Here is a 21009-nt window from a genome sequence, read left to right on the forward strand (position 1 = left end):
CCACGACAGTGCGGCTGATGGAATGCAGCGTCGTTCCCGGCTGGCGCGGTGGCCGGCGGCGGTGGCGTCGTGGTCGGCTAGAATGGCCGACTTGCGCGCGACCTGCGCGGCCCCATATCCAGCCCATGTATTCCCGTAGCAGCGAACCCGTCCAGTTCGAACGCGATTGCGATGCCGTCATGGTGCCGCAGGGCGATTCGGTGACCCTGCCCGCAGGCAGTTACGGCTATATCACCCAGGCGCTGGGTGGCAGCTATACCGTCTTTGTCGAAGGCAATCTGTTCCGCATTGCCGGCAAGGACGGCGATGCGATCGGCAAGGAGCCGCCGCCGGGGCTGGAACTGCCCGCCAATGCCAGCGACGAAGAGGTGGAAGCGCTGGTGTGGCAGCAGCTGCGCACCTGTTTCGACCCGGAAATTCCCTTCAATATCGTCGATCTGGGCCTGGTCTACGAGGCGGTGGTCAGCCATCGCGAGGAAGACGACCAGCGCCGGGTCGACGTCAAGATGACCCTGACCGCGCCCGGTTGCGGGATGGGCGAAATCCTGGTCGACGATGTGCGCAGCAAGGTCGAGATGATCCCGACCATCGCCGAGGCCGACGTCGAGCTGGTGTTCGACCCGCCGTGGGGCCGGCATATGATGTCCGAAGCGGCCCGTCTCGAGACCGGCATGCTCTGATCGTCACGCGCCATGTCCACGATGTGGCGCTGCGTCCTTTCGCCCGCCATACAGGAATCTCCCGGTGTCCGTGTCCTTCGCTTCCACCCGTTCTCCGTCGCCGCGCAGCGCCGACGAATTGTCCGTGATCCTGGCCGCACCCGGTTTCGGGCTGCATTTCACCGACCACATGGTCGCCATCTCCTGGAACAACGAGCAGGGCTGGCACGACGCGCAAGTGCGCGCGTACGGCCCGCTGCAGCTGGATCCGGCAGCGTCGGTGCTGCATTACGGCCAGGAGATCTTCGAAGGCATCAAGGCCTACCGGCACGCCGACGGCTCGATCTGGACCTTCCGTCCGCAAGCCAACGGCGAGCGCCTGCAGCGGTCGGCGCGCCGTCTGGCGCTGCCGGAATTGCCGGTGGACCTGTTCGTCGAATCGCTGCGTCAGCTGGTCGCCGTGGACGGCAATTGGGTGCCGTCGGCGCCGGAGACCAGCCTGTATTTCCGCCCGTTCATGATTGCCGATGAGGCCTTCCTGGGCGTGCGTGCGGCGCACAAGGCGTCGTACTACGTGATCGCCAGCCCGGCCGGCCCGTATTTCGCCAAGGGCGTGGCACCGGTATCGATCTGGTTGTCCACCGAGTACGCACGTGCGGCCAAGGGCGGCACCGGTGCGGCCAAGTGCGGCGGCAACTACGCCGCCTCGCTGTTGCCGCAGCAGAAGGCCTATGCCCAGGGCTGCTCGCAGGTGTTGTTCCTGGACCCGGTGGAAGGCAAGTACATCGAAGAACTCGGTGGCATGAACGTGTTCCTGGTCTACAAGGACGGCAGGTTGGTGACCCCGGAACTGTCCGGCAGCATCCTGGAAGGCATCACCCGCGACAGCATCCTGCAACTGGCCCGCGACCGTGGCATGCAGGTGATCGAGCGCAAGGTCGCCATCGACGAATGGAAGCAGGGCGTGGCCTCGGGCGAGATCACCGAGGTGTTTGCCTGCGGTACCGCGGCGGTGGTGACCCCCATCGGCGAGCTGAAGGGCGAGGGGTTCGCGGTGGGCGATCTGTCCGCGCCGGCGGGCGAGGTGACCATGTCGCTGCGCCAGGAACTGACCGATATCCAGTACGGCCGCGTGCCGGACCGCCACGGGTGGTTGGTGCGTTTGTCGTAAGCAGACATATTCGTCAAACAATGGCCTCCGTGTGTCAGCACGGGGGCCTTTTTGTTTGCGTAACAGCAAAAAGACCCTTTTTCGCCTGGGAACCGGTCGAATTCAGCATGAGTCAAGTGTGATTGAAGTCACGCAATGACATTTTGATTTCGAAAATTACCAACTCCGTATTGTCCAGTTCGGTTTCTTTGGGATAGGTTCGCTGAACGGATCGATAACAGGGGCGGTCCGGGGCACTGGGCCAGTCGCCATCGCGACGGTTTCGGAACTACCGCTTCGGCGGTTCTCTTGACTGGAAGGGAATTCGATGTCTAACGCGTCGTTTCGTCCGCGCCACCGTGCGCTCTGCATCCTGGGTGCTTCGGCACTTACCTCGCTGTCGCTGGCAACGCCGGCATTTGCCGGCGATGTCTACCTGGGTGGCCTGGCCACCGCGCAGACCCACCAGAAGTTCATCGTGACCTACAAGGACGGCAGTAGCGCCCTGAGCAGCCCCAGTGTGTTGACCACCTCGTTGCGCACCGCTGCACGTGCGTTGCCGGCCAAGGCCGGCAAGCCGCTGGGCTTGAACAGCGTGCGTCGTCTGGCCGTGGGACCGGAGCTGATTCAGGCCGACCGCGCGCTGGATCGTGCCGAAGCCGAAACCCTGATGCGCCAGCTGGCCGCCGACCCCAACGTGCAAAGCGTGGAAGTGGACCAGATGCTGTACCCCACGCTGACCCCCAACGACAGCCGCCTGTCCGAGCAATGGGCCTTCGGCACCACCAACGCCGGGCTCAACATCCGCCCGGCCTGGGACAAGGCCACCGGTGCCAACGTCGTGGTTGCGGTGATCGACACCGGCATCGTCAGCCACCCCGACCTCGACGCCAACATCCTGCCCGGCTACGACTTCATCAGCGATGCCACCGCCGCGCGCGACGGCAATGGGCGCGACAACAATCCTGCCGACGAAGGCGACTGGAACTCGACCAGTGGGTGCGCCACGTCCAATTCCAGCTGGCACGGCACCCATGTCGCCGGCACGGTGGCGGCGGTGACCAACAACACCACCGGCGTGGCCGGTACCGCGTTCAACGCCAAGGTGGTGCCGGTCCGCGTGCTGGGCCGTTGCGGCGGTTCGCTGTCGGACATCGCCGATGCCATCATTTGGGCCTCCGGCGGCACCGTCAGCGGTGTGCCGGCCAATCCCAACGCGGCCGAAGTCATCAACATGTCGCTGGGCGGCGGTGGCACCTGTTCGTCCACGATGCAGAGCGCAATCAACGGCGCCGTCTCGCGCGGTACCACGGTGGTGGTGGCGGCCGGCAACAGTGCCGCCAACGTGTCCGGTTCGTTGCCGGCCAACTGCGCCAACGTGATCGCAGTGGCGGCCACGACCTCGGCCGGTGCCAAGGCCAGCTATTCCAACTACGGCAGCGGGATCGACGTCTCCGCGCCAGGGTCGGGGATCCTGTCCACGCTCAACAGCGGTACCACCACGCCGGGCAACGCCAGCTACGCTTCGTACAACGGCACCTCGATGGCGGCGCCGCATGTGGCCGGCGTTGTTGCGCTGGTGCAGTCGGTGGCGCCCACCACGTTGACGCCTGCCGCAGTGGAAACACTGCTGAAGAACACCGCACGCGCCTTGCCGGGCGCCTGTTCGGGCGGTTGCGGTGCGGGCATCGTCGATGCCGATGCGGCGGTGACGGCGGCCATCGCCGGCAGCAGTGGCGGTGGTGGTGGCGGAACCGGCAACACCTTGACCAACGGCACGCCGGTGACCGGCCTGGGTGCAGCCACGGGCGCGGAGTTGAACTACACCATCACGGTGCCGGCCGGCAGCGGCACGCTGACGGTGACCACCAGCGGCGGCAGCGGCGATGCAGACCTGTACGTGCGGGCCGGTAGCGCGCCCACCGACACCGTCTATGCCTGCCGTCCGTATCTCGATGGCAATGCCGAAACCTGCAACATCACCTCGCCGTCGGGAACCTATTACGTGCGGATCAAGGCTTACAGCACGTTCTCCGGCGTGACCCTGACCGCCAGCTACTGACGCTGGATCGCTGCACGCGTTCCCTGGCATGACCGCCAGGGAACGCGCCTTCCTCGCTTCAACCCCATCTGCGATACCTCGCCCAGGTCTGCCGTTTCGGCAGGCGCAGGCGACGTGTTGCCGCTTGGCCGGAATGGACACCGGCCAGTCGCCCCGACGGGCCTGGCGCCCGTGCAGTTCCGGCTCCGAACCGCAGCGTGCGGCAACGGGCCGGCCCTCTCGCCGCAGCTGCGGTACCTCTCCAATAAGGAACGATCGATGTCCAATGTGTCGCAACGTCGTGCGCCCACGCGCGCGCTGGTAGTCCTGGGTGTTTCCGCGCTGACCTCGCTGCTGGCCGTGCCGGCGTTTGCCGGTCAGGTCAATCTGTCCGGGTTGGACTCGCAGCCCACCCTGGACCGCTTCATCGTCAAATACAAAGACGGTTCCAGTGCGGCGGTCAGCCCGACCTCGATGCGCGCATCGCTCAATTCGGTTGCCGGCGCGATGCCGGCACGCGCCGGCCGTGCGCTGGGCCTGAACCACGTGCGCCGCACGGCGCTGGGTTCGGAAGTGCTCAAGACCGATCGTGGCCTGGACCGCGCCGACGCCGAAACCCTGATGCGCCGCATCGCCGCCGACCCCAGCGTGGACTACGTGGAAGTGGACCAGATCATGTACCCGGTGCTGACTCCCAACGACACGCGCCTGTCCGAGCAGTGGGGCTTCGGTACCTCTTCCTCCAGCATCAACGTGCGCCCGGCCTGGGATACCGCCACCGGCACCGGCGTGGTGGTGGCCGTGATCGACACCGGCATCACCAGCCATCCGGACCTCAACGCCAACGTGCTGCCGGGTTACGACTTCATCAGCGATGCCACGCGTGCACGCGACAACAACGGGCGTGACAGCAATCCGGCCGACCAGGGTGACTGGACCACGGCCGGCCAGTGCGGCAGCGGTACGTCGGCCGCCAATTCCAGCTGGCACGGCACCCATGTGGCCGGTACCATCGCGGCGGTCACCAACAACAGCACCGGCGTGGCCGGTACCGCGTTCAACGCGCGCATCGTGCCGATTCGTGCGCTGGGCGCATGCGGCGGCGCGACCTCCGATATCGTCGATGCGATCGTGTGGGCCTCGGGTGGCACCGTGTCCGGCGTGCCGGCCAATGCCAACCCGGCCGAAGTGATCAACATGTCGCTGGGCGGCAGCGGCAGCTGCTCGAGCAGTTACCAGAACGCCATCAACAGCGCGGTGTCGCGCGGCACCACCGTGGTGGTGGCGGCCGGCAACAGCAATGCCAACGTGGCCAACTTCACCCCGGCCAGCTGCGCCAACGTGATTTCGGTGGCATCGATCACCTCGGCCGGCGCGCGTTCGAGCTTCTCCAACTACGGCACCGGCATCGATATCTCCGCGCCGGGTTCGGCGATCCTGTCGACCTTGAACAGCGGCACCACCACGCCGGGTTCGGCCAGCTACGCCAGCTACAACGGCACCTCGATGGCGGCCCCGCACGTGGCCGGCGTGGTGGCGCTGGTGCAGTCGGTCGCCAGCCGTCCGCTGACGCCTGCGGCGGTGGAAACGCTGCTGAAGAACACCGCACGTCCGCTGCCGGGCGCCTGCTCGGGCGGCTGCGGCGCGGGCATCGTCAACGCGGCCGGCGCGGTCAGCCAGACCCCGTAAACCTGCGCCGACGACCGCGATGCCGGCGCGATGCCGGCAATGCGTCGGGTCTTTTCCGACGCCGGTGTCGGTGCTTTGAAACCTGCACTGCCCCGCTCTACGCGGGGCAGTGTGCGTTCGGGAAGCGGCAATGGCCGCACCGCCGGCCAGGGCCGCCAGCGCTGGCTGAATGAAGCGCGTGCCAGCACGGCATGGCTGCCTTCAGTGCGCCCGGTAGCACGCCGATAGCCAGCCCACGTGAGGCATGCAACATCTGCATGCACGCGCAACGGGCACGGCGCAGCGCAGTGGCTTCAGTGCGTTGCCAACCGGGTTGCAAGATCCTTGGGGAGGGATGAAGTCATGCCGTATCACTCAGTGCGCGCACTGCGCCGCGTTGCATTCGTCTGTGCGTTGTCCTGCACGTTTCATGCCGCCGCTGGCGAGGTCAGTCTGCAAGGATTGAATTCCAGCAGCACCCATCAGCGCTTCATCGTCAGCTACAAGAACAGCGTCGGCAGCGGCCGGGCGACCGGGTTGTCTGCGCCATGGGGCGACATCGCGCGTGCCGTGCCGCAAGCGCGCGGGAAGGCGCTGGGCCTGTCGGCCACGCGCCGGCTCAGTGGCGGGCCGATGTTGCTGGTGGCCGACCGCAAGCTGGACCGCGTGGATTCGGAAAGCCTGATGCGGCGCCTGGCCGCCGACCCGGCGGTCAAACGCGTGGAAGTGGACATCCTGATGCGGCCACTGCTGGTTCCCAACGACCCCGGCGTGCCGCAGCAGTGGGCGATGGGCGCGACCGCCGCCAGCCTCAACATCCGTCCGGCCTGGGACCGTTCCACCGGCAAGGGCATCGTGGTGGCGGTGATCGACACCGGCATCACCAATCATCCGGACCTGGCAGCCAATGTGCTGCCCGGCTACGACTTCATCGTTGATCCGGCCACGGCGCGCGATGGCACGGCACGCGATGCGAACGCGGCCGACCAGGGCGACTGGGCCGCGGCCAACGAATGCGGGCCCGGAGCGTCGGCGTCCAATTCCAGTTGGCATGGCACGCATGTGGCCGGCATCGTGGCGGCGGTGGGCAATAACGCGGTGGGCGTGGTCGGTACCGCGTTCAACGCCAGGATCCTGCCGTTGCGGGTGCTGGGCCGCTGCGGCGGCTACATGTCCGATATCGCCGATGCGATCGTGTGGGCGTCCGGCGGCAAGGTCGCCGGCGTGCCGGCCAACCCGAATCCGGCCACGGTGATCAATCTGTCGTTGGGTGGCGCGGGCACCTGTTCGGCGACGTTGAACAACGCCATCGCCGCAGCCGTCACGCGCGGCAGCGCGGTGGTCGTGGCCGCCGGCAACAGCAATCTGGACGTCTCCACCAGCGTGCCGGCCAATTGCGCCAACGTCATCGCCGTGGCGGCCACCACCTCGGCCGGCGCCAAGGCCGGCTTCTCCAACTTCGGCAAGGGCGTGGATATCGCCGCGCCCGGGCAATCGATCGTGTCCACGCTCAATACCGGCACCACGGCACCGGGCAATGCGGCATATGCGGTGTACAGCGGCACCTCGATGGCGGCGCCGCATGTGGCTGGCGTGGTGGCGTTGATGCAGTCGGTGGCCCTGAATCCGCTGCCGCCGGCAACGGTGAAAGCCCTGCTCAAGTCCAGCGCGCGGCCCATGCCGGTCGCCTGCACGCAGGGCTGCGGGGCAGGGCTGGTGAATGCCGATGGCGCGGTGGCGGCGGTGATCGAGTCGACCACCTTGGCCAGGAATGTGGCACGCACCGGGCTGAGCGCAGCGCTTTCCGACTCGCTGTATTACCAGGTCAATGTGCCGGCCGGCACACGTTCGCTCAAGGTCGCGCTTGCCGGTGGCAGCGGCAATGCCGACCTTTCGGTACGGGCCGGTGCGTTACCGACCGACGCGGCGTACAGCTGCCGCAGCATGTTGCCGGGCAATGGCGACAGCTGCACGCTGGCCGCGCCGTCCGCGGGCGTCTATTACGTGCGCTTGAAGGCAACGCTGGGCTTTTCCGGCGTCAGTGTCACCGCAGCGTACTGAGTGGTGCCGGCGCGGCGTCGTTGCCGTGCCGAAACACGCGACATGGTGTTGTGGTGCGGCAGTGGTGCATGGGTGAAGTGCGAAGACACTGGCGGAAGATCGAAATACGCAAGCGGTCCGTCGAGAGGCATCGCGTGAGTTAAGTCCCAAACGCGTCACGCGCATGCCAAGCGGCATGCGCGCATTGCGTCTACGCGTTCACTCGCACAGCGCGCAAGCGCGTGCGGCGAGTGCATGCACCAGTTGGGTGCCGGGCAATTCCAGCAGCAGTCCGCGCTGGCCGGCGTTGATCCACAACGCCGGTGCGTCCAGCGCGGTGATTTCGACCAGCACCGGCGCCTGCCGTTGCTGGCCGAGCGGGCTGATACCGCCGACCTTGTAGCCGGTGCGCCGTTCGGCATCGGCCACGTCCATCATGCGTGCCGACTTGCCACCGTAGGCGCTGGCCAGTTTTTTCAACGACACCCGGCGGTCGCATGGAATCACCACGCACACCGCCTTGTCGTCGACCCATGCCATCAATGTCTTCAACACGGTATGCGGCGGCAGGCCCAACGCATGTGCGGCCTGCAATCCCTTCGCATCGGCATCGGCCTGGTAGTCGTAAGGATGCAGCACATAACCCACGCCGGCCGCGTCCAGTGCCTTGGTGGCGCGGGTGGCCTTGCTCATGCACTCAGACCGATTCGAAGCGGTTGGCGGCCACGTTCTTGCGCACTTTTTGCGGATTCCAGATGCGGCCGTTCATGGCGATATAAACACCCGACGGCAGCGATTGCACTGCGCCCACGGCGCAACCGATATTGAATTCGGCATCCGAGCCGCGAAAGCGCGCCGGATTCAAGGCGCCGGTCATCACGATGGTCTTGTCGGCGATCGTCTGCAGCACCTTGCCGGTTTCCACCATCGAATCGGTGCCGTGGGTGATCAACACGTGGCGGGTGGGCTGGGCGGCGATGGTGGCGCGGATCAGTTCGCGGTCGGCATCGGTGATGTGCAGCGAATCCTTGCGGATGATCGGAATCACCGAAAAACGAAACGTCACGCCCAGTTCTTTCAGAATCTGTCCGATCTGCGGGTCGCCGATCTGGTAGTCCGATTTGTCGTCGAAGTAGATCTTGTCGATCGTGCCACCGGTGGTGACGATCAGGAGGTCTTCCATTGCTGTGGATCCTGTAGGGCTAACGCGGCGCAGGCCGCGCGCGGGCCGCCATGATACCGCCCGGCCAGGGGGCTGGCAGTACGGTAGCCATCGCGATAGACCAGCGGGGGCGAGACCGGCGCCTGGCTGCCGACTATGTGGCGGCGCTGCATCCGATTGAGATGGCCTGGCGCAGGCGCACGCCGACATGCCCAAGGGTGCCTGCATGTTCGAGGCGCAGCGGGTGTCGTGCAGGCTGGCGTAGCCCTGCCCATGGCGTGCTTGCGCCAAGTCAGCGTGCAACTGGAGTTGCCACTGAACGCGTTGCTTCAGCGTTGCCCGTGCCCAGCCTCCACATGCCGCAGCGCAAAACGCAGTGTGATCCACGCACCGCTCCGCTGCGCCGGGTGCGTGTGCTACGTCACGAACTCAATAAAGAGACATTACGGAAATTGACTTGACATTTGTGCGGTCGATAGTCGGCGAGCCGTCGGTACGCATGCCGTCGGCATTCCCTTCCCGGAGAGCCTCATGAACAAGTCCTTGTCGATGTTACGCGCACTTACCTGCGCGATGGCTGTGCTGCTGGCGGGTCATGCCGCTGCGCAGACGGTGACGATCACGCCCACGCAGACCTACCAGACGGTGCGCGGGTTCGGCGGCATGAATGGCGCCGGCTGGATCAACGACCTGACACCGGCGCAGGTGGATCTGGCTTATGGCAGCGGCACCGGGCAGATCGGGTTGTCGATCCTGCGCATGCGCATCGACCCCTCCAGCTCAGGCTGGGCCACCCAGGTGCCGACGGCAACGCGCGTGCATGCGCTGGGCGGGCTGGTGTTCGCAACCCCCTGGACGCCACCGGCCTACATGAAGTCCAACAACAGCCTGACCAATGGCGGCAAGCTGCTGACGAACTATTACGGTGCCTACACCCAGCACCTGCTGGATTTCGCCAATTACATGTCGGGCAAGGGTGCGCCGCTGTATGCGATTTCCCTGCAAAACGAGCCGGATTGGCACCCGGATTACGAATCGGCCGACTGGAGCAGCAGCGACTTCGTCAATTATCTCGTGAGTCAAGGCAGCAGGTTCGGCAGCCTGAAGGTCATCGTCGGCGAGTCGGTGGGGTTCAACTTCTCCATCACCGACCCGGTCCTCAACAACGCCACTGCCAATCAGGCCACCTCCATCGTGGCCGGCCATCTGTATGGCGCAAAGCCGCGCGACTATGCCTTGGCGCGTAGCAAGGGCAAGCAGGTGTGGATGACCGAGCATTACACCGACAACACCGATGGCAACGCATGGCCGTCGGCACTGGGAGTGGCCAGCGAACTGCACGCCAGCATGGCGGCCAATTTCAACGCCTACATCTGGTGGTACATCCGGCGCAGCTACGGGCTCATCAGCGAAAACGGCGCGGTGAGCAAACGCGGCTATGCGATGTCGCAGTTCGCACGCTTCGTGCGGCCAGGGTCGGTGCGCGTGGGCGCCACCGAACACCCGTACAGCGATGTCTCGGTGACCGCCTACCGCACGCCGGACAACAAGTTGGTGGTGGTGGCGGTCAACACCGGCAGCGGCCATCAGCGGCTGGACCTGACGCTGCCCTCCGGCACTGCCACGCAGTTCGCCAAATACAGCACCTCGAGCACGCTCAATGTCGGGTTCGGCGGCAACTACAGCGTGGTCAACGGCAAGACCTCGCTGTATGTCGACCCGCAGAGCGTGGCCACGCTGGTCGGAAACTGACAGCGGCCGCCGAAACGCCGCACGTCCTCGTCAGGTGGCGTGGACGGCGCGCTCGGGCCAGAGTGCAGGCTGTGCATGCCACCTGATCGCCGGCCGCGTTCGCCTGACGATGATCGAAGTTGGTGTCGTGGTTGCCTTGGGGTAGTCGCGGCTGACCACCTCGGCTAGCTGCATGCGCAGCTGCATCGCGCAGCTGCGCCTACGGTTTGATCGGCTCGCCGATCAACGTGGCGGGCGCTTCCTGCCCAAGCGCGCCGCCATGCCGGGACCACCTACCAGGCCCACCACGGCCAGGGCGAGCAGTAGTTCCATCCACGCCATTCCACGTGCCTGCGGCTGGCTCCAGGCGGCCATGACGCCGTGGCTGAACCAGCCCAGCGCAAACACACCGGCCCAGAAGCGCGCACGCGCGCTGCGCACTGCCAGTACACCGGTCAGCGCGGCCGGCAGCACGAACACGATGAGCGCGGCCAGTGGGCGCGGGTCGTCGTGGAACCACACCGCAAACAACGCCGCCAGCGCCAGCAGCGCAGCGCTCAGCAGCCAGTGCGTGGCGCGCACGCTCACGGGGTTGCCAGCCGCTGTGCGACATCGGCCACCCGGCGGCCCAGCGCACGCGCCAGCAGCGCTTCGTCCTCGCTCGGTTGCGGGTCGCCGCCAGCGCCGGAGACATGGCTGGCGCCATAGGGCGTGCCGCCACTGGTGGTATGGCTGAGCGCAGCTTCGGTAAACGGAATCCCCACGATCAGGCAACCGTGATGCAGCAGCGGCAGGTGCATCGACAGCAAGGTGGATTCCTGTCCGCCATGCATCGACGCGGTAGAGGTGAACACGCCAGCCGGTTTGCCAGCCAGGGTGCCACTGGCCCATTCGGCGCCCAGGCTGTCGAGGAAATGCTTCATCGGTGCGGCCATGTTGCCGAAGCGGGTGGGGCTGCCCAGCAGCAGGCCGCTGCAGTCGGCCAGATCGGCGCGGTCTACATAGGGCGCGCCCTCGTCCGGGACCGGCGGGGCGCTGGTCTGGGTGACCGCAGCCACCGGTGGGACGGTGCGCAGCCGCGCGCTCATGCCGGGCACTTCGCCGATGCCGCGTGCGATCTGCCGCGCCAGCCGCGCCACCGAACCGCCCCGGCTGTAATACAGCACCAGAATCTCCGCCATCGTGTCGTTGCCGCCTGTGTGAGTTGCCGCAGTATCGGCCAAGCCAGCCTGTTGCTGCACGCCGCAGCTGCGGCAAGGCCGCGATGACGGCGCATCGGGTACCCTTGCGCGATGTCGCGCGTGAACAAACTCCACCAATGGAAAGAACGTCTGCGCGACCGTGCGCGGACGGTGAGTTTCGGGCGCTTTCTGTGGCGCCGCTTCCTGGACGACCGGCTGTTCCAGGCCGCCGCCTCGCTGGCCTACACCACCGTGTTCGCGCTGGTGCCATTGGCGATCGTGGTATTCGGCGTGCTGTCGGCGTTTCCGGCCTTCAACGAGTGGAAGGACGCGCTGACCGACTTCATCTTCAACAATTTCGTGCCGGGCGCGGCGCGCTCGGTACAGAACTATCTCAATCGCTCGCTGGAAGACCTGGGCAAGTTCACCGTGGCCGGCATGGTCGCGCTGGTGGCCTCGTTGCTGATCACCCTGCACAGCATCGAACAAACCTTCAACAGCATCTGGCGGGTTGCCGCCGCCCGTCCCAAGGTGACGCGCTTCCTGATCTACTGGACGGTGCTGACGCTGGGCACGATGCTGGCTGCCGCCTCCATGGCGATGGCGGCCTACGTGTTCGCGCTGCCGCTGTTCCGCACCACCGAAGGCCAGTGGCTGGCCGAATTCGCCTGGCGGCTGGCGCCGATGGCGGTGGAGTTCGTGTGCATCGTGCTGATCTACCGCGTGGTGCCGCAGCACGTGGTGCGGCTGCGGCATGCGCTGCCGGGCGCGCTGCTGGCGGTGATCCTGATGGAAATCGTCAAATGGGGGTTTGGCTTTTACCTGGGTAATTTCCAGACCTACCAACGCATCTACGGCGCGCTGTCGGCACTGCCGATCCTGCTGTTGTGGATCTACCTGAGCTGGGTGTCGGTGTTGCTGGGCGCCTCGCTGGCCTCCTCGATGTCCGCCTTCCGCTACCAGCCCGAGGCCATGCGGCTGCCGCCGGGCTTTGAGATCTACGGCCTGCTGCGTCTGCTCGGCCGGTTCCGCCAGGCGCGCGTCCACGGCGATGGCCTGGACGAAGACCGCATCCTGGCGCTGGAGCCGATGCTCACCGACACGCTGATGCAGGAACTGCTGTGCGAGCTCAAACGCATCCGCCTGCTGCGTCGCGACGAGCGGGGGCAGTGGCTGCTGGCGCGCGATCTTGACGTGGTGCCGCTGGCCGAACTCTACGAAAACTGCCAGCTGCGCGTGCCGATCGAAGACCGCCCGTTGCCGTGCCGCGACGATGCCTACGGCCAGGCCGCCGCCGCCGCGCTGGAACAGCTGCGCCAACCCTTGCGCAGCGTGCTGGCGCAGCCGGTCGGCGACCTCTACACCCACCTTCCCGGAGATCCTCCATGACCGTGCGTCTTGTCCGCAGCGCCTGTGCGCTGCTGTTGCCACTGCTGTTGCTGAGCGCCTGCAAGCCGGCCAGCGAGGCCACTCCCGCTGCCGGCAACGGCGCTGCGCCTGCCGCCACGCCCCAGGCGCCAGCCACGCCAGCCACCCCAGCCACCCCAGCCACCCCGGCCGACCCGGCTGCACCGCCCAATAGCTCGGTGGTGCAGCAGACCGCCCAGATGCCGAGGCTCTCGCTGCCGACCGTGACCGGCGAGACCTACGACCTGGCCGCGCACCGCGGCAAATGGGTGGTGGTGAATTTCTGGGCCACCTGGTGTGCGCCGTGCCTGAAGGAAATGCCCGAACTGTCGGCGCTGCACACCATGCGCGACACCGTCGAGGTGGTGGGTCTGGCCTACGAAGACATCACCAGCGCCGACATGCAGGCGTTCTTGAAGGACCACCCGGTGTCGTACCCGATCGCCATCCTCGACCCGTACCAGCCGCCACAGGACTTCGCCACCCCGCGCGGCCTGCCGATGACCTACCTGATCGGCCCGGACGGCAAGGTCGCCAAGCAATTCCTTGGCCCGGTGACCGCACGCGATATCGAGGCCGCCGTCGGCATCACCGGCAAGGCGGGTTGATGCAGGCGGCGCGTTTCGTGGTGAGCGGGGTGGTGCAGGGCGTGTGGTACCGCGCGTCCACCCGCCAGCGCGCAGTCGCACTCGGCCTGGTCGGGCATGCCCGCAACCAGGCCGACGGCAGCGTGGAAGTGGTCGCCGCCGGTAGCGCGGCGGCGCTGGACGCTTTGGAAGCATGGCTATGGCAGGGCCCGCCGGCCGCCACGGTCGCGGCGGTCACGCGCACGGCCTGCGCGGTTCCGCCGACTGAAGACTTTGTAACTGGGTGAGCGTGCGCCACTGAAGCGGGGCAACAGAGTTGGGTTGCCTCGCCGATAACCTTGTCAACGCGATCAGGCGTGCACGGGGAATGTAATGGCCGCTCCATCTCAAGACCGCAACGACGGGCACGACCTGCCCGCGCATCGCCGCCACCGCCAGATGGCGCAGCTGGCGCCGTGGTTGTATCTCGGTGTCCTGCTGGGCAGCGGCTGGTTGTTGTTCCTGCACCCGCAAACCCGCGTGCTAGCAACCGGACAGGCGGCAACCAGCTGGCTGCTGGCCTGGATCTTTGGCGGCATCGTGATCGGCGCAGTGGTGTGGAGCCTGCGTCTGGCACGCCAGGGGCTGGGTCAGCCCTCGGCAAGCTACCCGCTGTCGGCGCGCTTGCCCGACTCGTGGGCCGATGCCTACGCCGCACTCCTGCGCCCGGCCACGGTAGCTCCGATGGCCGCGGCCCGGCCGGACCCGGCCGGCGCCCAGCGTGGCGCAGCCTGGCATCGCTTCGGCGGCGGCATGCTCAGCGCGGAAACCTTCGACCCGAACGACGCCACCCGTGCGCCGTGGGACGGACTGGATGCGCAGTCCTGCATCCTGCGTCTGGACGATGTGCGTCAGGCCTGGCACAACGCTGCCGCCAACCGCACGCTGCAGCAGGAGCGCCGTTACTGGCTGGATGTGGTGTTGTCGCTGCTCGACCACGGCGTGATGCGCCCGCTGCAGGACGGCTACCTTCCCGACACCGCCGCGCTGCGTACCGAACGTTTCCTGCTGGGCGCCGATGCCGGCCCGATCGTGCTGTCCGAGGTGCCGGCATTGTTTGCACGGCGCCTGGCACTGGCCATCGAGGCCATGCCGACCGCCCAGCGCGAGGCCGCCGGCGTGCAATGGCGCCTGCTGCAGCAATTGCATGCGCTGGTCGCCGAAGGTCGCATGCTGGACGAACGTTCGCAGGTGATCCAGGTGCTGGCATGGAATCCGGATGTGGACCTGGACCAGGTCGAAGTGGCCTACATCCTGGCCGCCGAATACCGCGAAGGCATGCGCGACTGGCTACGCCGCGCCGCGCTGGTGCGCCTGCCCGACAGCGCGCTGCGCCTGGACGAAGTGCTGCTGTCGTCCTGCAGCCCGCTCGGTGCGCAGGCCGACGATGTGGACTACATGGAAGCGATGCGCCCGCTGCATCGCGGTTTCATGCAATTGTTCAGTCAGCGCCTGAGCCAGCTGGTGCTGCAGGCCGAACAGGCCGAACGTCAGGCCGGCCTGCACCCGCTACCGCGTGCCACCGCGGCCAGCGACGAAATCTCTCAGGACTGGGCGGCGTAATCGTCGATCGGCTCCAGCACGCCATAGCGTTCCTTGTGCAGCTTGCCGGGCAATGGCGGCAGCTGCACCAGCTCGTCGGGCACTGCGGTGTCCGGTAGCCGGTCCAGCAGATCGCGGATCAGGCTCAGGCGGCCACGCTTCTGGTCGTTGAAATCCACCAGCGTCCACGGTGCATCGGGCGTATGCGTCGCCTCCAGCATGCGTTCGCGCGCGGCGGTGTAGTCGTCGTACTTGGTGCGTGACTGCAGGTCCACCGGCGAGAGCTTCCAGCCCTTGAGTGGGTCTTCGCGGCGTTCGGCAAAGCGCTTTTCCTGCTCGGCCTGGTCCACGCACAACCAGTACTTGAACAGCAGGATGCCGTCGTCGACCAGCATCTGTTCGAAACGTGGCGCCTGCTCCAGGAACAGGTCGTATTGCGCGTCGGTGCAATAGCCCATCACCTTCTCGACGCCGGCGCGGTTGTACCAGCTGCGGTCCATCAGCACCAGTTCGCCGCCCGCCGGCAGGTGCGTCACATAGCGCTGGAAATACCACTGCGTGCTTTCGCGGTCGTTGGGCTTGGGCAGCGCCACCACGCGACACTGGCGTGGGTTGAGATGGCTGGCGATGGTCTGGATCACGCCGCCCTTGCCGGCGGTGTCGCGGCCTTCCACCAGCACCAGGGCGCGCTGGTTGGTGTGGCGCAACCAGCGCGCCATGTCCACCAGCTCCAGCTGCATCGGCGCCAGCAACTTTTTATAGGCCTTGCGTTTCAGATGCGACATGCGCGTTCCAGCAACAGTGGAGAGCGCGCAGGCTATTGCCCCAGGCGTGGACGCAATGTCGCCAGATTGCAGGGCCTGGTGCGCGCATCCAGCTGCGCACGCACGATCTTCTCCCAGGCCGTGCGGCAGGCCGAGGTGGAGCCGGGCAGGCAGAACACGAAGCTGTGATTGGCCAGCCCGGCAAAGGCGCGCGACTGCAGCGAGGAGGTACCGATTTCTTCCACGCTGATCGCGCGGAACAGCTCGCCGAAGCCAGGCATGACCTTGTCCAGCAACGGGGTGATCGCTTCCGGGGTGCTGTCGCGACCGGTGAAGCCGGTGCCGCCGGTGATCAGGATGCCGTCGACCTGCGCATCGGCAATCCAGCGCGACACGATCGCACGCATGCGGTAACGGTCGTCCGGGCACAGTGCACGTTCGTGCAGCACATGGCCTTCGTGGGTGAGGGCATCGGCCAGGTAATCGCCGGAGCGATCGTCGGCCAGCGTGCGGCTGTCGGACACCGTCAGCACGCACAGGCGCAAGGGAATGAAGTCGAGAGTGGAAGGCATGCCACAAGCCTAGCGAGCCGGGACGACCGGGTACAGCACCACGGCGTGAAGCCGCACAACGCAGCTGCTGGCGTCGGTCAGGGCGACAGCGCGGCCGCGGATCGGCTCCTCGGCCCGGCACACATCCTGTCTGGCTCGCCGTCGCGGCACATCCGTGTGCCGCTTTCCGCCAATCCCCGGTCACGCTGCCGACTCGGCGCGTGGCTTCCATGGCCTGAAAAGGTCTCGACGAAACTTGATGGCCCTTTCAATCCTCTCCGGCCCGGGGTGGGAAGGACGGCTGCGCGCCCTGGGTGCACGTGCCCCGGAGCGCCCGCGCTGCAAGCGCCGGCCACGGCGGGGCGCGGAGGTTGGGGGCAGGGTGCGGCGGCAGACAGCGATCCATCACGTAGCGGCCGTTGCTAAACCCCTAACCAGCCATGCTTTCCCGCGACCCCACGCACCAATTCTCCAAACGCATCCGCAAACCCGTCCATATTGAACAGGTCCGATTCGCGCCGACGCTCCGCCACCCGAGCACGCAACGCACCCAGTGCCGCTGGATCGCTCGCCAACGCCACCGCCGTGGCCACGAACGCAGCGTCATCGGCCACATTCATTTCATCCAGCCCCAGATGATGATTCAGGCTGCCGGCCACACGCGCGGCAAACGTCTGGCCAGGTGTGGTCAAGACCGGGCAACCTGCCCATAACGCATCGGAGGCGGTGGTGTGCGCGTTGTAGGGGTGCGTATCCAGAAACAGATCCGCATGTCGATAGCGCGCCAGATACTGCGGGTGCGGCAGTTTGGGCATGAAGACCAAACGCTGCGCGTGCACGCCCTGTGCCTGCGCTGCTGCACGCAATCGCGCATCCGCCTCACCCGGGCCGGACAGCAGCCACAGCACGCTGCCAGGCACCGCGCGCAACACCGCCAGCATGCGCGCCATGCTGCGTGGATTGAGCTTGTAACTGTTGTTGAAGCAGCACAGCACCACAGCGTGCTCAGGCAGCCCGCACTGAGCACGCGATGGCGGTTCGGCTACCGTGCGCGAGGTGTCCGATGGCTGGAAGGCGCGCGGCAAGCGCAGCACCTGCTCGCTATAGAACGGCTCAAGCGACGTCGGCAATGCAACGGTATCGCCAAGCACATAGTCCATCCACGGCGCGCCCGAGGTGCCCGGATACGCCAGCCAGTTGAGCTGCACCGGCGCCGGCCGCAATGCGAAGACTTCCGGCCGTCCGCCACCGCCCCAGCCGCGCAGATCGAACAACAGATCGATGCCCTGGTCGCGGATATGTTGCGCGGTTGCCAGATGCCCCAGCGCAGTGACCTCGTGCATGCGCGTTGCCTGCGCCAGGCGCGCGCGAATGTCGCTGCCATCGTCCGGGCTGGTTGCAAACAGCTGCACGTGCAGGTCCGGTTGGCGTTGCTGCAACGCTTCGAACAAGGCCACCGTCAGTAAGCCCGTCGGGTGGGCGCCAAAGCCGTTGGACACGAACCCGAGTTGCAGCGCGCCGCGGCTGCGCAGCGTGGACGCTGGCAGCGGGCGCACCGAGGAGGCAATGGCGTGCGCACGGGTACGGGCGCACGCCAGTTGCTCCGCGGCGCTGGCGTCCTCGCTCAGGAACGCGAAAGGCTCCACGGCCGCCTCGCCTTGTGTGACTGCGGCCCGCACCTGTGCAGCCAGTGAGTCCAGCTCGCGCCAATCGCATAAGCGGCGTCGCCAGTTGAGCAGTTGTGCGGTGATGTAGGGCTCGTCGGGCAGCAGCTTGTGGGCGCGCGTATAGGCGGCCGCGGCCTGTTCCGGTTGGCCTGCATCTTCGAGCGCGTGCCCAAGCCACAGGGCGATCCCCGGATGCTGCGGTACCAGGTCCGAGGCCTGTTGGAGCAGCGTGGCCGCTTCTGCATGGCGCTGCTGCGCCCAGCGCACCCGTCCCAGCCGCGCCACCGCTTCCGGATGACCCGGATGCAGCGCCAGCGCGCGCTGCACGGCCGCTTCGCCGGCAGCGGTGACGCCCATGCCCAGCTCGGCATCGGCCAGCATCAACCAGGCGACGAAATCGCCGGGCTGGCGTCGCACTTGCTCGCGCAGCTGCAGCAGCTCGCGCGGGACTTGCGCACTCACGGGCTATCGCTCAACCGTGCCAGTTCGTCGGCTTGATGTTCGTGCAGCAGCCGCCCGATCAACGCATCCAGATCGCCTTCGATGATGTTGGGCAGGTCGTACAAGGTCAGCCCTTCGACGCGATGGTCGGTGATGCGACCCTGCGGAAAACTGTAGGTGCGGATGCGCTGGCTACGGTCGCCGCTGCCCACCTGCAACTTGCGCGTCTGGGCTTCGGCCGCTGCCGCCTTGCTGCGTTCGGCGTCCAGCAGCTGCGCCTTCAACCGCTTCATCGCCTTGTCGCGATTGGCATGCTGGCTGCGCTCGGTCTGGCATTCCACCACCACCCCGCTGGGCACGTGGGTGATGCGGATTGCCGATTCGGTCTTGTTGACGTGCTGGCCGCCCGCACCGGACGAGCGGAACGTGTCCACCTTCAGATCGGCCGGATTGATCGTGATCTCTTCCACGTCGTCGGCTTCGGGAATGATCGCCACCGTGGCAGCCGAGGTGTGGATACGGCCCTGCGATTCGGTTGCCGGCACGCGTTGCACGCGATGGGTGCCGGATTCGAATTTCAGGCGCGAATACGCACCGCGCCCGACCACCCGCGCCACCACTTCCTTGTAGCCGCCATGCTCGCCGGGGCTGTCGGATTCGATTTCCACCTTCCAGCCCTGGCGCTCGGCGTAGCGTGCGTACATGCGGAACAGGTCGCCGGCAAAGATCGCCGCTTCGTCACCGCCAGTGCCGGCGCGCACTTCCAGAAACAGGTTGCCGTCGTCGCGCGGATCACGCGGTACCAGCAGCGATGCAAGTTGTGCATCGAGTTGTTCCAGGCGCGCCTGTGCAGCGGCGATTTCCTCTTCGGCCAGTTCGCGCATCTCCGGGTCGTTGCGCAGCGCTTCGGCCGTGGCCAGGTCGGCCTTGGCGCGCGCCTCCTCTTCCAGCGCCACCGCCACCGGCTCCAGTTGCGACAGTTCGCGCGAGAGCGTACGGAACGTGTCGTTGTTGCCCACCACATCGGGGTCGGAGAGCAGGTGCTGCAGTTCTTCGCGGCGCTCGGCCAGCGCTTCGAGCTTACGGCGCAGGGTCGGCGTCATCGGTCCTCACGATCGGGGTAGCTATGGGGGGGTGTTGGTAACCCGGCTTTTCCGGAAACAGCCGGTCGGCCGCAGTGGTCAATTCCAGGTCGTTGTTGAGCGCCGCATTGCGCAATGCGGCCGTGGGCGGATGCAACAAACGGTTGGTCAGCGCATGCGCCAACTGTTCCAGCACTTCGTCGGCCGGCTTGCCGTTGTGCAACTGCTGGCGTGCCTTGGCCAGCAGCTCGTCGCGGGTGCTATCGCCAAAGGCGCGCAGCCGTTTGAGGGGTGCCTGGCGCGCAGTGGCCTGCAGCGTTTCGACATAGCGCGCCACTTGCAGGTCGATGATGGCTTCGGCCTGGTCGGCCGCTTCGCGGCGGCCACGGCGGTTGTCTTCGACCGCGCGTTCCAGATCGTCCACCGTGTACAGGTAGGCGTCGCTCAACTCGCCCACCGAGGCCTCGATATCGCGCGGCACCGCCAGGTCGAACAGCAGCATCGGCTTGCGCTTGCGCGTGCGCAACGCCTGTTCCACCTGTGCGCGGGTCACCAGCGGCTCACGCGCAGCGGTGGCCGAAAACACCACATCCGCCTCGGCCAGGTGGCGTTCCAGATCGGTCAGCGGCAAGGCGAAGCCGCCGTGCTGGCTGGCCAGCGTCTGGGCATGGGCCAGGGTGCGGTTGGCGATCAGCAGGCGGCGCACGCGGCCTTCGCTCAGATGCTTGGCCGCCAGTTCGATGGTTTCGCCGGCACCGATCAGCAACACCGTCGACTCGTTGAGCCGGGCAAAGGAGTCCTGTGCCAGCCGCACCGCCGTGGATGCGACCGAAACCGGATTTGCGCCGACACGGGTGTCGGTACGCGCGCGCTTGGCCACCGAAAAGGTCTGTTGGAACAGCCGGTCCAACCCGCTGCCCAGCGTGCCGTGCGCCCGCGCCACCGCCCAGGCGTCCTTCACCTGGCCCAGGATCTGCGGTTCCCCCAGCACCATCGAATCCAGCCCGGTGGCGACGCGGAACAGGTGGCGCACCGCCTCGGCTTCCCGGTGCTGGTACAGATGACCGCTCAGCCCGGGCGCGTGCGTTTCCAGCCAGTTGACCAGGCTGTGCGCCTCGTCGGCCATCGCATACAACTCGGTACGGTTGCAGGTGGACAACAGCGCGGCCTCGCTTACCTGGGGCAGCGCACGCAGCGATTCGAGCGCGCGCGGCAGCGCATCACCTGCGAACGCCGCGCGTTCGCGCAGGTCCACAGGTGCGGTCTGGTGATTCAGTCCGAGCACCCACAACGTCAT

At 66.7% G+C, this 21009-nt stretch carries 19 protein-coding genes; 10 read left to right on the forward strand and 9 right to left on the reverse strand.

From position 1 onward, the window contains the following. Window positions 1-125: 125 nt before the first annotated feature. The 5 genes from sufT (at window position 126) to ACCQ07_RS04650 (ending at window position 7579) form a co-directional block, all read left to right on the forward strand. On the forward strand, window positions 126-680 hold the full coding sequence (sufT, locus tag ACCQ07_RS04630) for a putative Fe-S cluster assembly protein SufT (RefSeq protein ID WP_003488784.1): 555 nt from the start codon (window positions 126-128) through the stop codon (window positions 678-680). 64 nt (window positions 681-744) lie between these two features. Then, the gene (locus ACCQ07_RS04635; RefSeq protein WP_372363836.1) at window positions 745-1830 is read left to right on the forward strand and encodes a branched-chain amino acid aminotransferase; all 1086 of its coding nucleotides are present in this window, start codon (window positions 745-747) and stop codon (window positions 1828-1830) included. A 307-nt stretch (window positions 1831-2137) separates the two neighbouring features. Continuing rightward, window positions 2138-3871, forward strand: coding sequence for a S8 family peptidase (locus ACCQ07_RS04640; protein WP_055026671.1), 1734 nt, complete (start codon window positions 2138-2140; stop codon window positions 3869-3871). A gap of 258 nt (window positions 3872-4129) precedes the next feature. Continuing rightward, window positions 4130-5539 carry a S8 family peptidase gene (locus ACCQ07_RS04645; protein WP_008578141.1) on the forward strand — a complete coding sequence of 470 codons (1410 nt, stop codon included), beginning with the start codon at window positions 4130-4132 and terminating at the stop codon, window positions 5537-5539. A gap of 342 nt (window positions 5540-5881) precedes the next feature. After that, window positions 5882-7579 carry a S8 family peptidase gene (locus ACCQ07_RS04650; RefSeq protein ID WP_372363837.1) on the forward strand — a complete coding sequence of 566 codons (1698 nt, stop codon included), beginning with the start codon at window positions 5882-5884 and terminating at the stop codon, window positions 7577-7579. A 198-nt stretch (window positions 7580-7777) separates the two neighbouring features. Here ACCQ07_RS04650 and ybaK read toward each other — a convergent pair whose 3' ends face one another. Together ybaK and ACCQ07_RS04660 are read right to left on the reverse strand one after the other, a co-directional pair. Further along, complete coding sequence (ybaK, locus tag ACCQ07_RS04655; RefSeq protein WP_014089474.1) at window positions 7778-8251, reverse strand: Cys-tRNA(Pro) deacylase; 474 nt, start codon at window positions 8249-8251, stop codon at window positions 7778-7780. A 4-nt stretch (window positions 8252-8255) separates the two neighbouring features. Continuing rightward, a complete protein-coding gene (locus ACCQ07_RS04660; RefSeq protein ID WP_008578144.1) occupies window positions 8256-8741 on the reverse strand; it encodes an asparaginase domain-containing protein in 486 nt (161 codons plus the stop codon). Between the two features lie 510 nt (window positions 8742-9251). Here ACCQ07_RS04660 and ACCQ07_RS04665 point away from each other — a divergent pair. Next, window positions 9252-10472 (forward strand): glycoside hydrolase family 30 beta sandwich domain-containing protein, encoded by a 1221-nt coding sequence (locus ACCQ07_RS04665; RefSeq protein WP_014089476.1) that lies wholly within the window; start codon window positions 9252-9254, stop codon window positions 10470-10472. A 222-nt stretch (window positions 10473-10694) separates the two neighbouring features. Here ACCQ07_RS04665 and ACCQ07_RS04670 read toward each other — a convergent pair whose 3' ends face one another. Together ACCQ07_RS04670 and wrbA are read right to left on the reverse strand one after the other, a co-directional pair. Next, entirely contained in the window at window positions 10695-11039 is a 345-nt protein-coding gene (locus ACCQ07_RS04670) for a DUF2069 domain-containing protein (protein WP_008578146.1), read from the reverse strand. After that, complete coding sequence (gene wrbA, locus ACCQ07_RS04675) at window positions 11036-11632, reverse strand: NAD(P)H:quinone oxidoreductase (protein WP_014089477.1); 597 nt, start codon at window positions 11630-11632, stop codon at window positions 11036-11038. Before wrbA ends, ACCQ07_RS04670 begins: the two co-directional genes overlap by 4 nt. Window positions 11633-11743: 111 nt before the next feature. Here wrbA and ACCQ07_RS04680 point away from each other — a divergent pair, with 111 nt between their 5' ends. From ACCQ07_RS04680 to ACCQ07_RS04695, 4 genes are all read left to right on the forward strand, one after another. Next, window positions 11744-13021, forward strand: a complete 1278-nt coding sequence (locus ACCQ07_RS04680; protein ID WP_008578148.1) for a YihY family inner membrane protein — start codon at window positions 11744-11746, stop codon at window positions 13019-13021. Then, complete coding sequence (locus ACCQ07_RS04685) at window positions 13018-13647, forward strand: TlpA family protein disulfide reductase (RefSeq protein ID WP_014089478.1); 630 nt, start codon at window positions 13018-13020, stop codon at window positions 13645-13647. The genes ACCQ07_RS04680 and ACCQ07_RS04685 overlap by 4 nt, the downstream gene beginning before the upstream one ends. Then, window positions 13647-13913 carry an acylphosphatase gene (locus ACCQ07_RS04690; RefSeq protein WP_008578150.1) on the forward strand — a complete coding sequence of 89 codons (267 nt, stop codon included), beginning with the start codon at window positions 13647-13649 and terminating at the stop codon, window positions 13911-13913. Before ACCQ07_RS04685 ends, ACCQ07_RS04690 begins: the two co-directional genes overlap by 1 nt. An 85-nt stretch (window positions 13914-13998) precedes the next feature. Continuing rightward, on the forward strand, window positions 13999-15228 hold the full coding sequence (locus tag ACCQ07_RS04695; RefSeq protein ID WP_031421249.1) for a hypothetical protein: 1230 nt from the start codon (window positions 13999-14001) through the stop codon (window positions 15226-15228). On the opposite strand, the gene ppk2 is transcribed toward ACCQ07_RS04695, so the two are convergent. From ppk2 to hemA, 5 genes are all read right to left on the reverse strand, one after another. Continuing rightward, the gene (ppk2, locus tag ACCQ07_RS04700; RefSeq protein ID WP_008578152.1) at window positions 15210-15992 is read right to left on the reverse strand and encodes a polyphosphate kinase 2; all 783 of its coding nucleotides are present in this window, start codon (window positions 15990-15992) and stop codon (window positions 15210-15212) included. The genes ACCQ07_RS04695 and ppk2 overlap by 19 nt on opposite strands. Window positions 15993-16024: 32 nt before the next feature. After that, on the reverse strand, window positions 16025-16543 hold the full coding sequence (moaB, locus tag ACCQ07_RS04705) for a molybdenum cofactor biosynthesis protein B (RefSeq protein WP_372363838.1): 519 nt from the start codon (window positions 16541-16543) through the stop codon (window positions 16025-16027). A 401-nt stretch (window positions 16544-16944) separates the two neighbouring features. Next, the gene (locus ACCQ07_RS04710; RefSeq protein ID WP_209261718.1) at window positions 16945-18651 is read right to left on the reverse strand and encodes an O-linked N-acetylglucosamine transferase, SPINDLY family protein; all 1707 of its coding nucleotides are present in this window, start codon (window positions 18649-18651) and stop codon (window positions 16945-16947) included. After that, window positions 18648-19733, reverse strand: a complete 1086-nt coding sequence (gene prfA / locus ACCQ07_RS04715; RefSeq protein ID WP_008578155.1) for a peptide chain release factor 1 — start codon at window positions 19731-19733, stop codon at window positions 18648-18650. The genes ACCQ07_RS04710 and prfA overlap by 4 nt, the downstream gene beginning before the upstream one ends. Beyond that, on the reverse strand, window positions 19711-21009 hold the full coding sequence (hemA, locus tag ACCQ07_RS04720) for a glutamyl-tRNA reductase (protein ID WP_372363840.1): 1299 nt from the start codon (window positions 21007-21009) through the stop codon (window positions 19711-19713). The genes prfA and hemA overlap by 23 nt, the downstream gene beginning before the upstream one ends.

It is taken from the genome of Xanthomonas sp. NCPPB 3583 (assembly GCF_041475715.2).
GTDB lineage: Bacteria > Pseudomonadota > Gammaproteobacteria > Xanthomonadales > Xanthomonadaceae > Xanthomonas > Xanthomonas euvesicatoria.

Excerpts from the sequence above, each read along its gene's own strand:
- sufT (WP_003488784.1), top strand. The coding sequence starts at position 126 with ATGTATTCCCGTAGCAGCGAACCCGTCCAGTTCGAACGCGATTGCGAT.
- ACCQ07_RS04640 (WP_055026671.1), top strand. The coding sequence starts at position 2,138 with ATGTCTAACGCGTCGTTTCGTCCGCGCCACCGTGCGCTCTGCATCCTG.
- ACCQ07_RS04645 (WP_008578141.1), top strand. The coding sequence starts at position 4,130 with ATGTCCAATGTGTCGCAACGTCGTGCGCCCACGCGCGCGCTGGTAGTC.
- ACCQ07_RS04650 (WP_372363837.1), top strand. The coding sequence starts at position 5,882 with ATGCCGTATCACTCAGTGCGCGCACTGCGCCGCGTTGCATTCGTCTGT.
- ybaK (WP_014089474.1), bottom strand. The coding sequence starts at position 8,251 with ATGAGCAAGGCCACCCGCGCCACCAAGGCACTGGACGCGGCCGGCGTG.
- ACCQ07_RS04660 (WP_008578144.1), bottom strand. The coding sequence starts at position 8,741 with ATGGAAGACCTCCTGATCGTCACCACCGGTGGCACGATCGACAAGATC.
- ACCQ07_RS04665 (WP_014089476.1), top strand. The coding sequence starts at position 9,252 with ATGAACAAGTCCTTGTCGATGTTACGCGCACTTACCTGCGCGATGGCT.
- wrbA (WP_014089477.1), bottom strand. The coding sequence starts at position 11,632 with ATGGCGGAGATTCTGGTGCTGTATTACAGCCGGGGCGGTTCGGTGGCG.
- ACCQ07_RS04680 (WP_008578148.1), top strand. The coding sequence starts at position 11,744 with ATGTCGCGCGTGAACAAACTCCACCAATGGAAAGAACGTCTGCGCGAC.
- ACCQ07_RS04685 (WP_014089478.1), top strand. The coding sequence starts at position 13,018 with ATGACCGTGCGTCTTGTCCGCAGCGCCTGTGCGCTGCTGTTGCCACTG.
- ACCQ07_RS04690 (WP_008578150.1), top strand. The coding sequence starts at position 13,647 with ATGCAGGCGGCGCGTTTCGTGGTGAGCGGGGTGGTGCAGGGCGTGTGG.
- ACCQ07_RS04695 (WP_031421249.1), top strand. The coding sequence starts at position 13,999 with ATGGCCGCTCCATCTCAAGACCGCAACGACGGGCACGACCTGCCCGCG.
- ppk2 (WP_008578152.1), bottom strand. The coding sequence starts at position 15,992 with ATGTCGCATCTGAAACGCAAGGCCTATAAAAAGTTGCTGGCGCCGATG.
- moaB (WP_372363838.1), bottom strand. The coding sequence starts at position 16,543 with ATGCCTTCCACTCTCGACTTCATTCCCTTGCGCCTGTGCGTGCTGACG.
- prfA (WP_008578155.1), bottom strand. The coding sequence starts at position 19,733 with ATGACGCCGACCCTGCGCCGTAAGCTCGAAGCGCTGGCCGAGCGCCGC.
- hemA (WP_372363840.1), bottom strand. The coding sequence starts at position 21,009 with ATGACGTTGTGGGTGCTCGGACTGAATCACCAGACCGCACCTGTGGAC.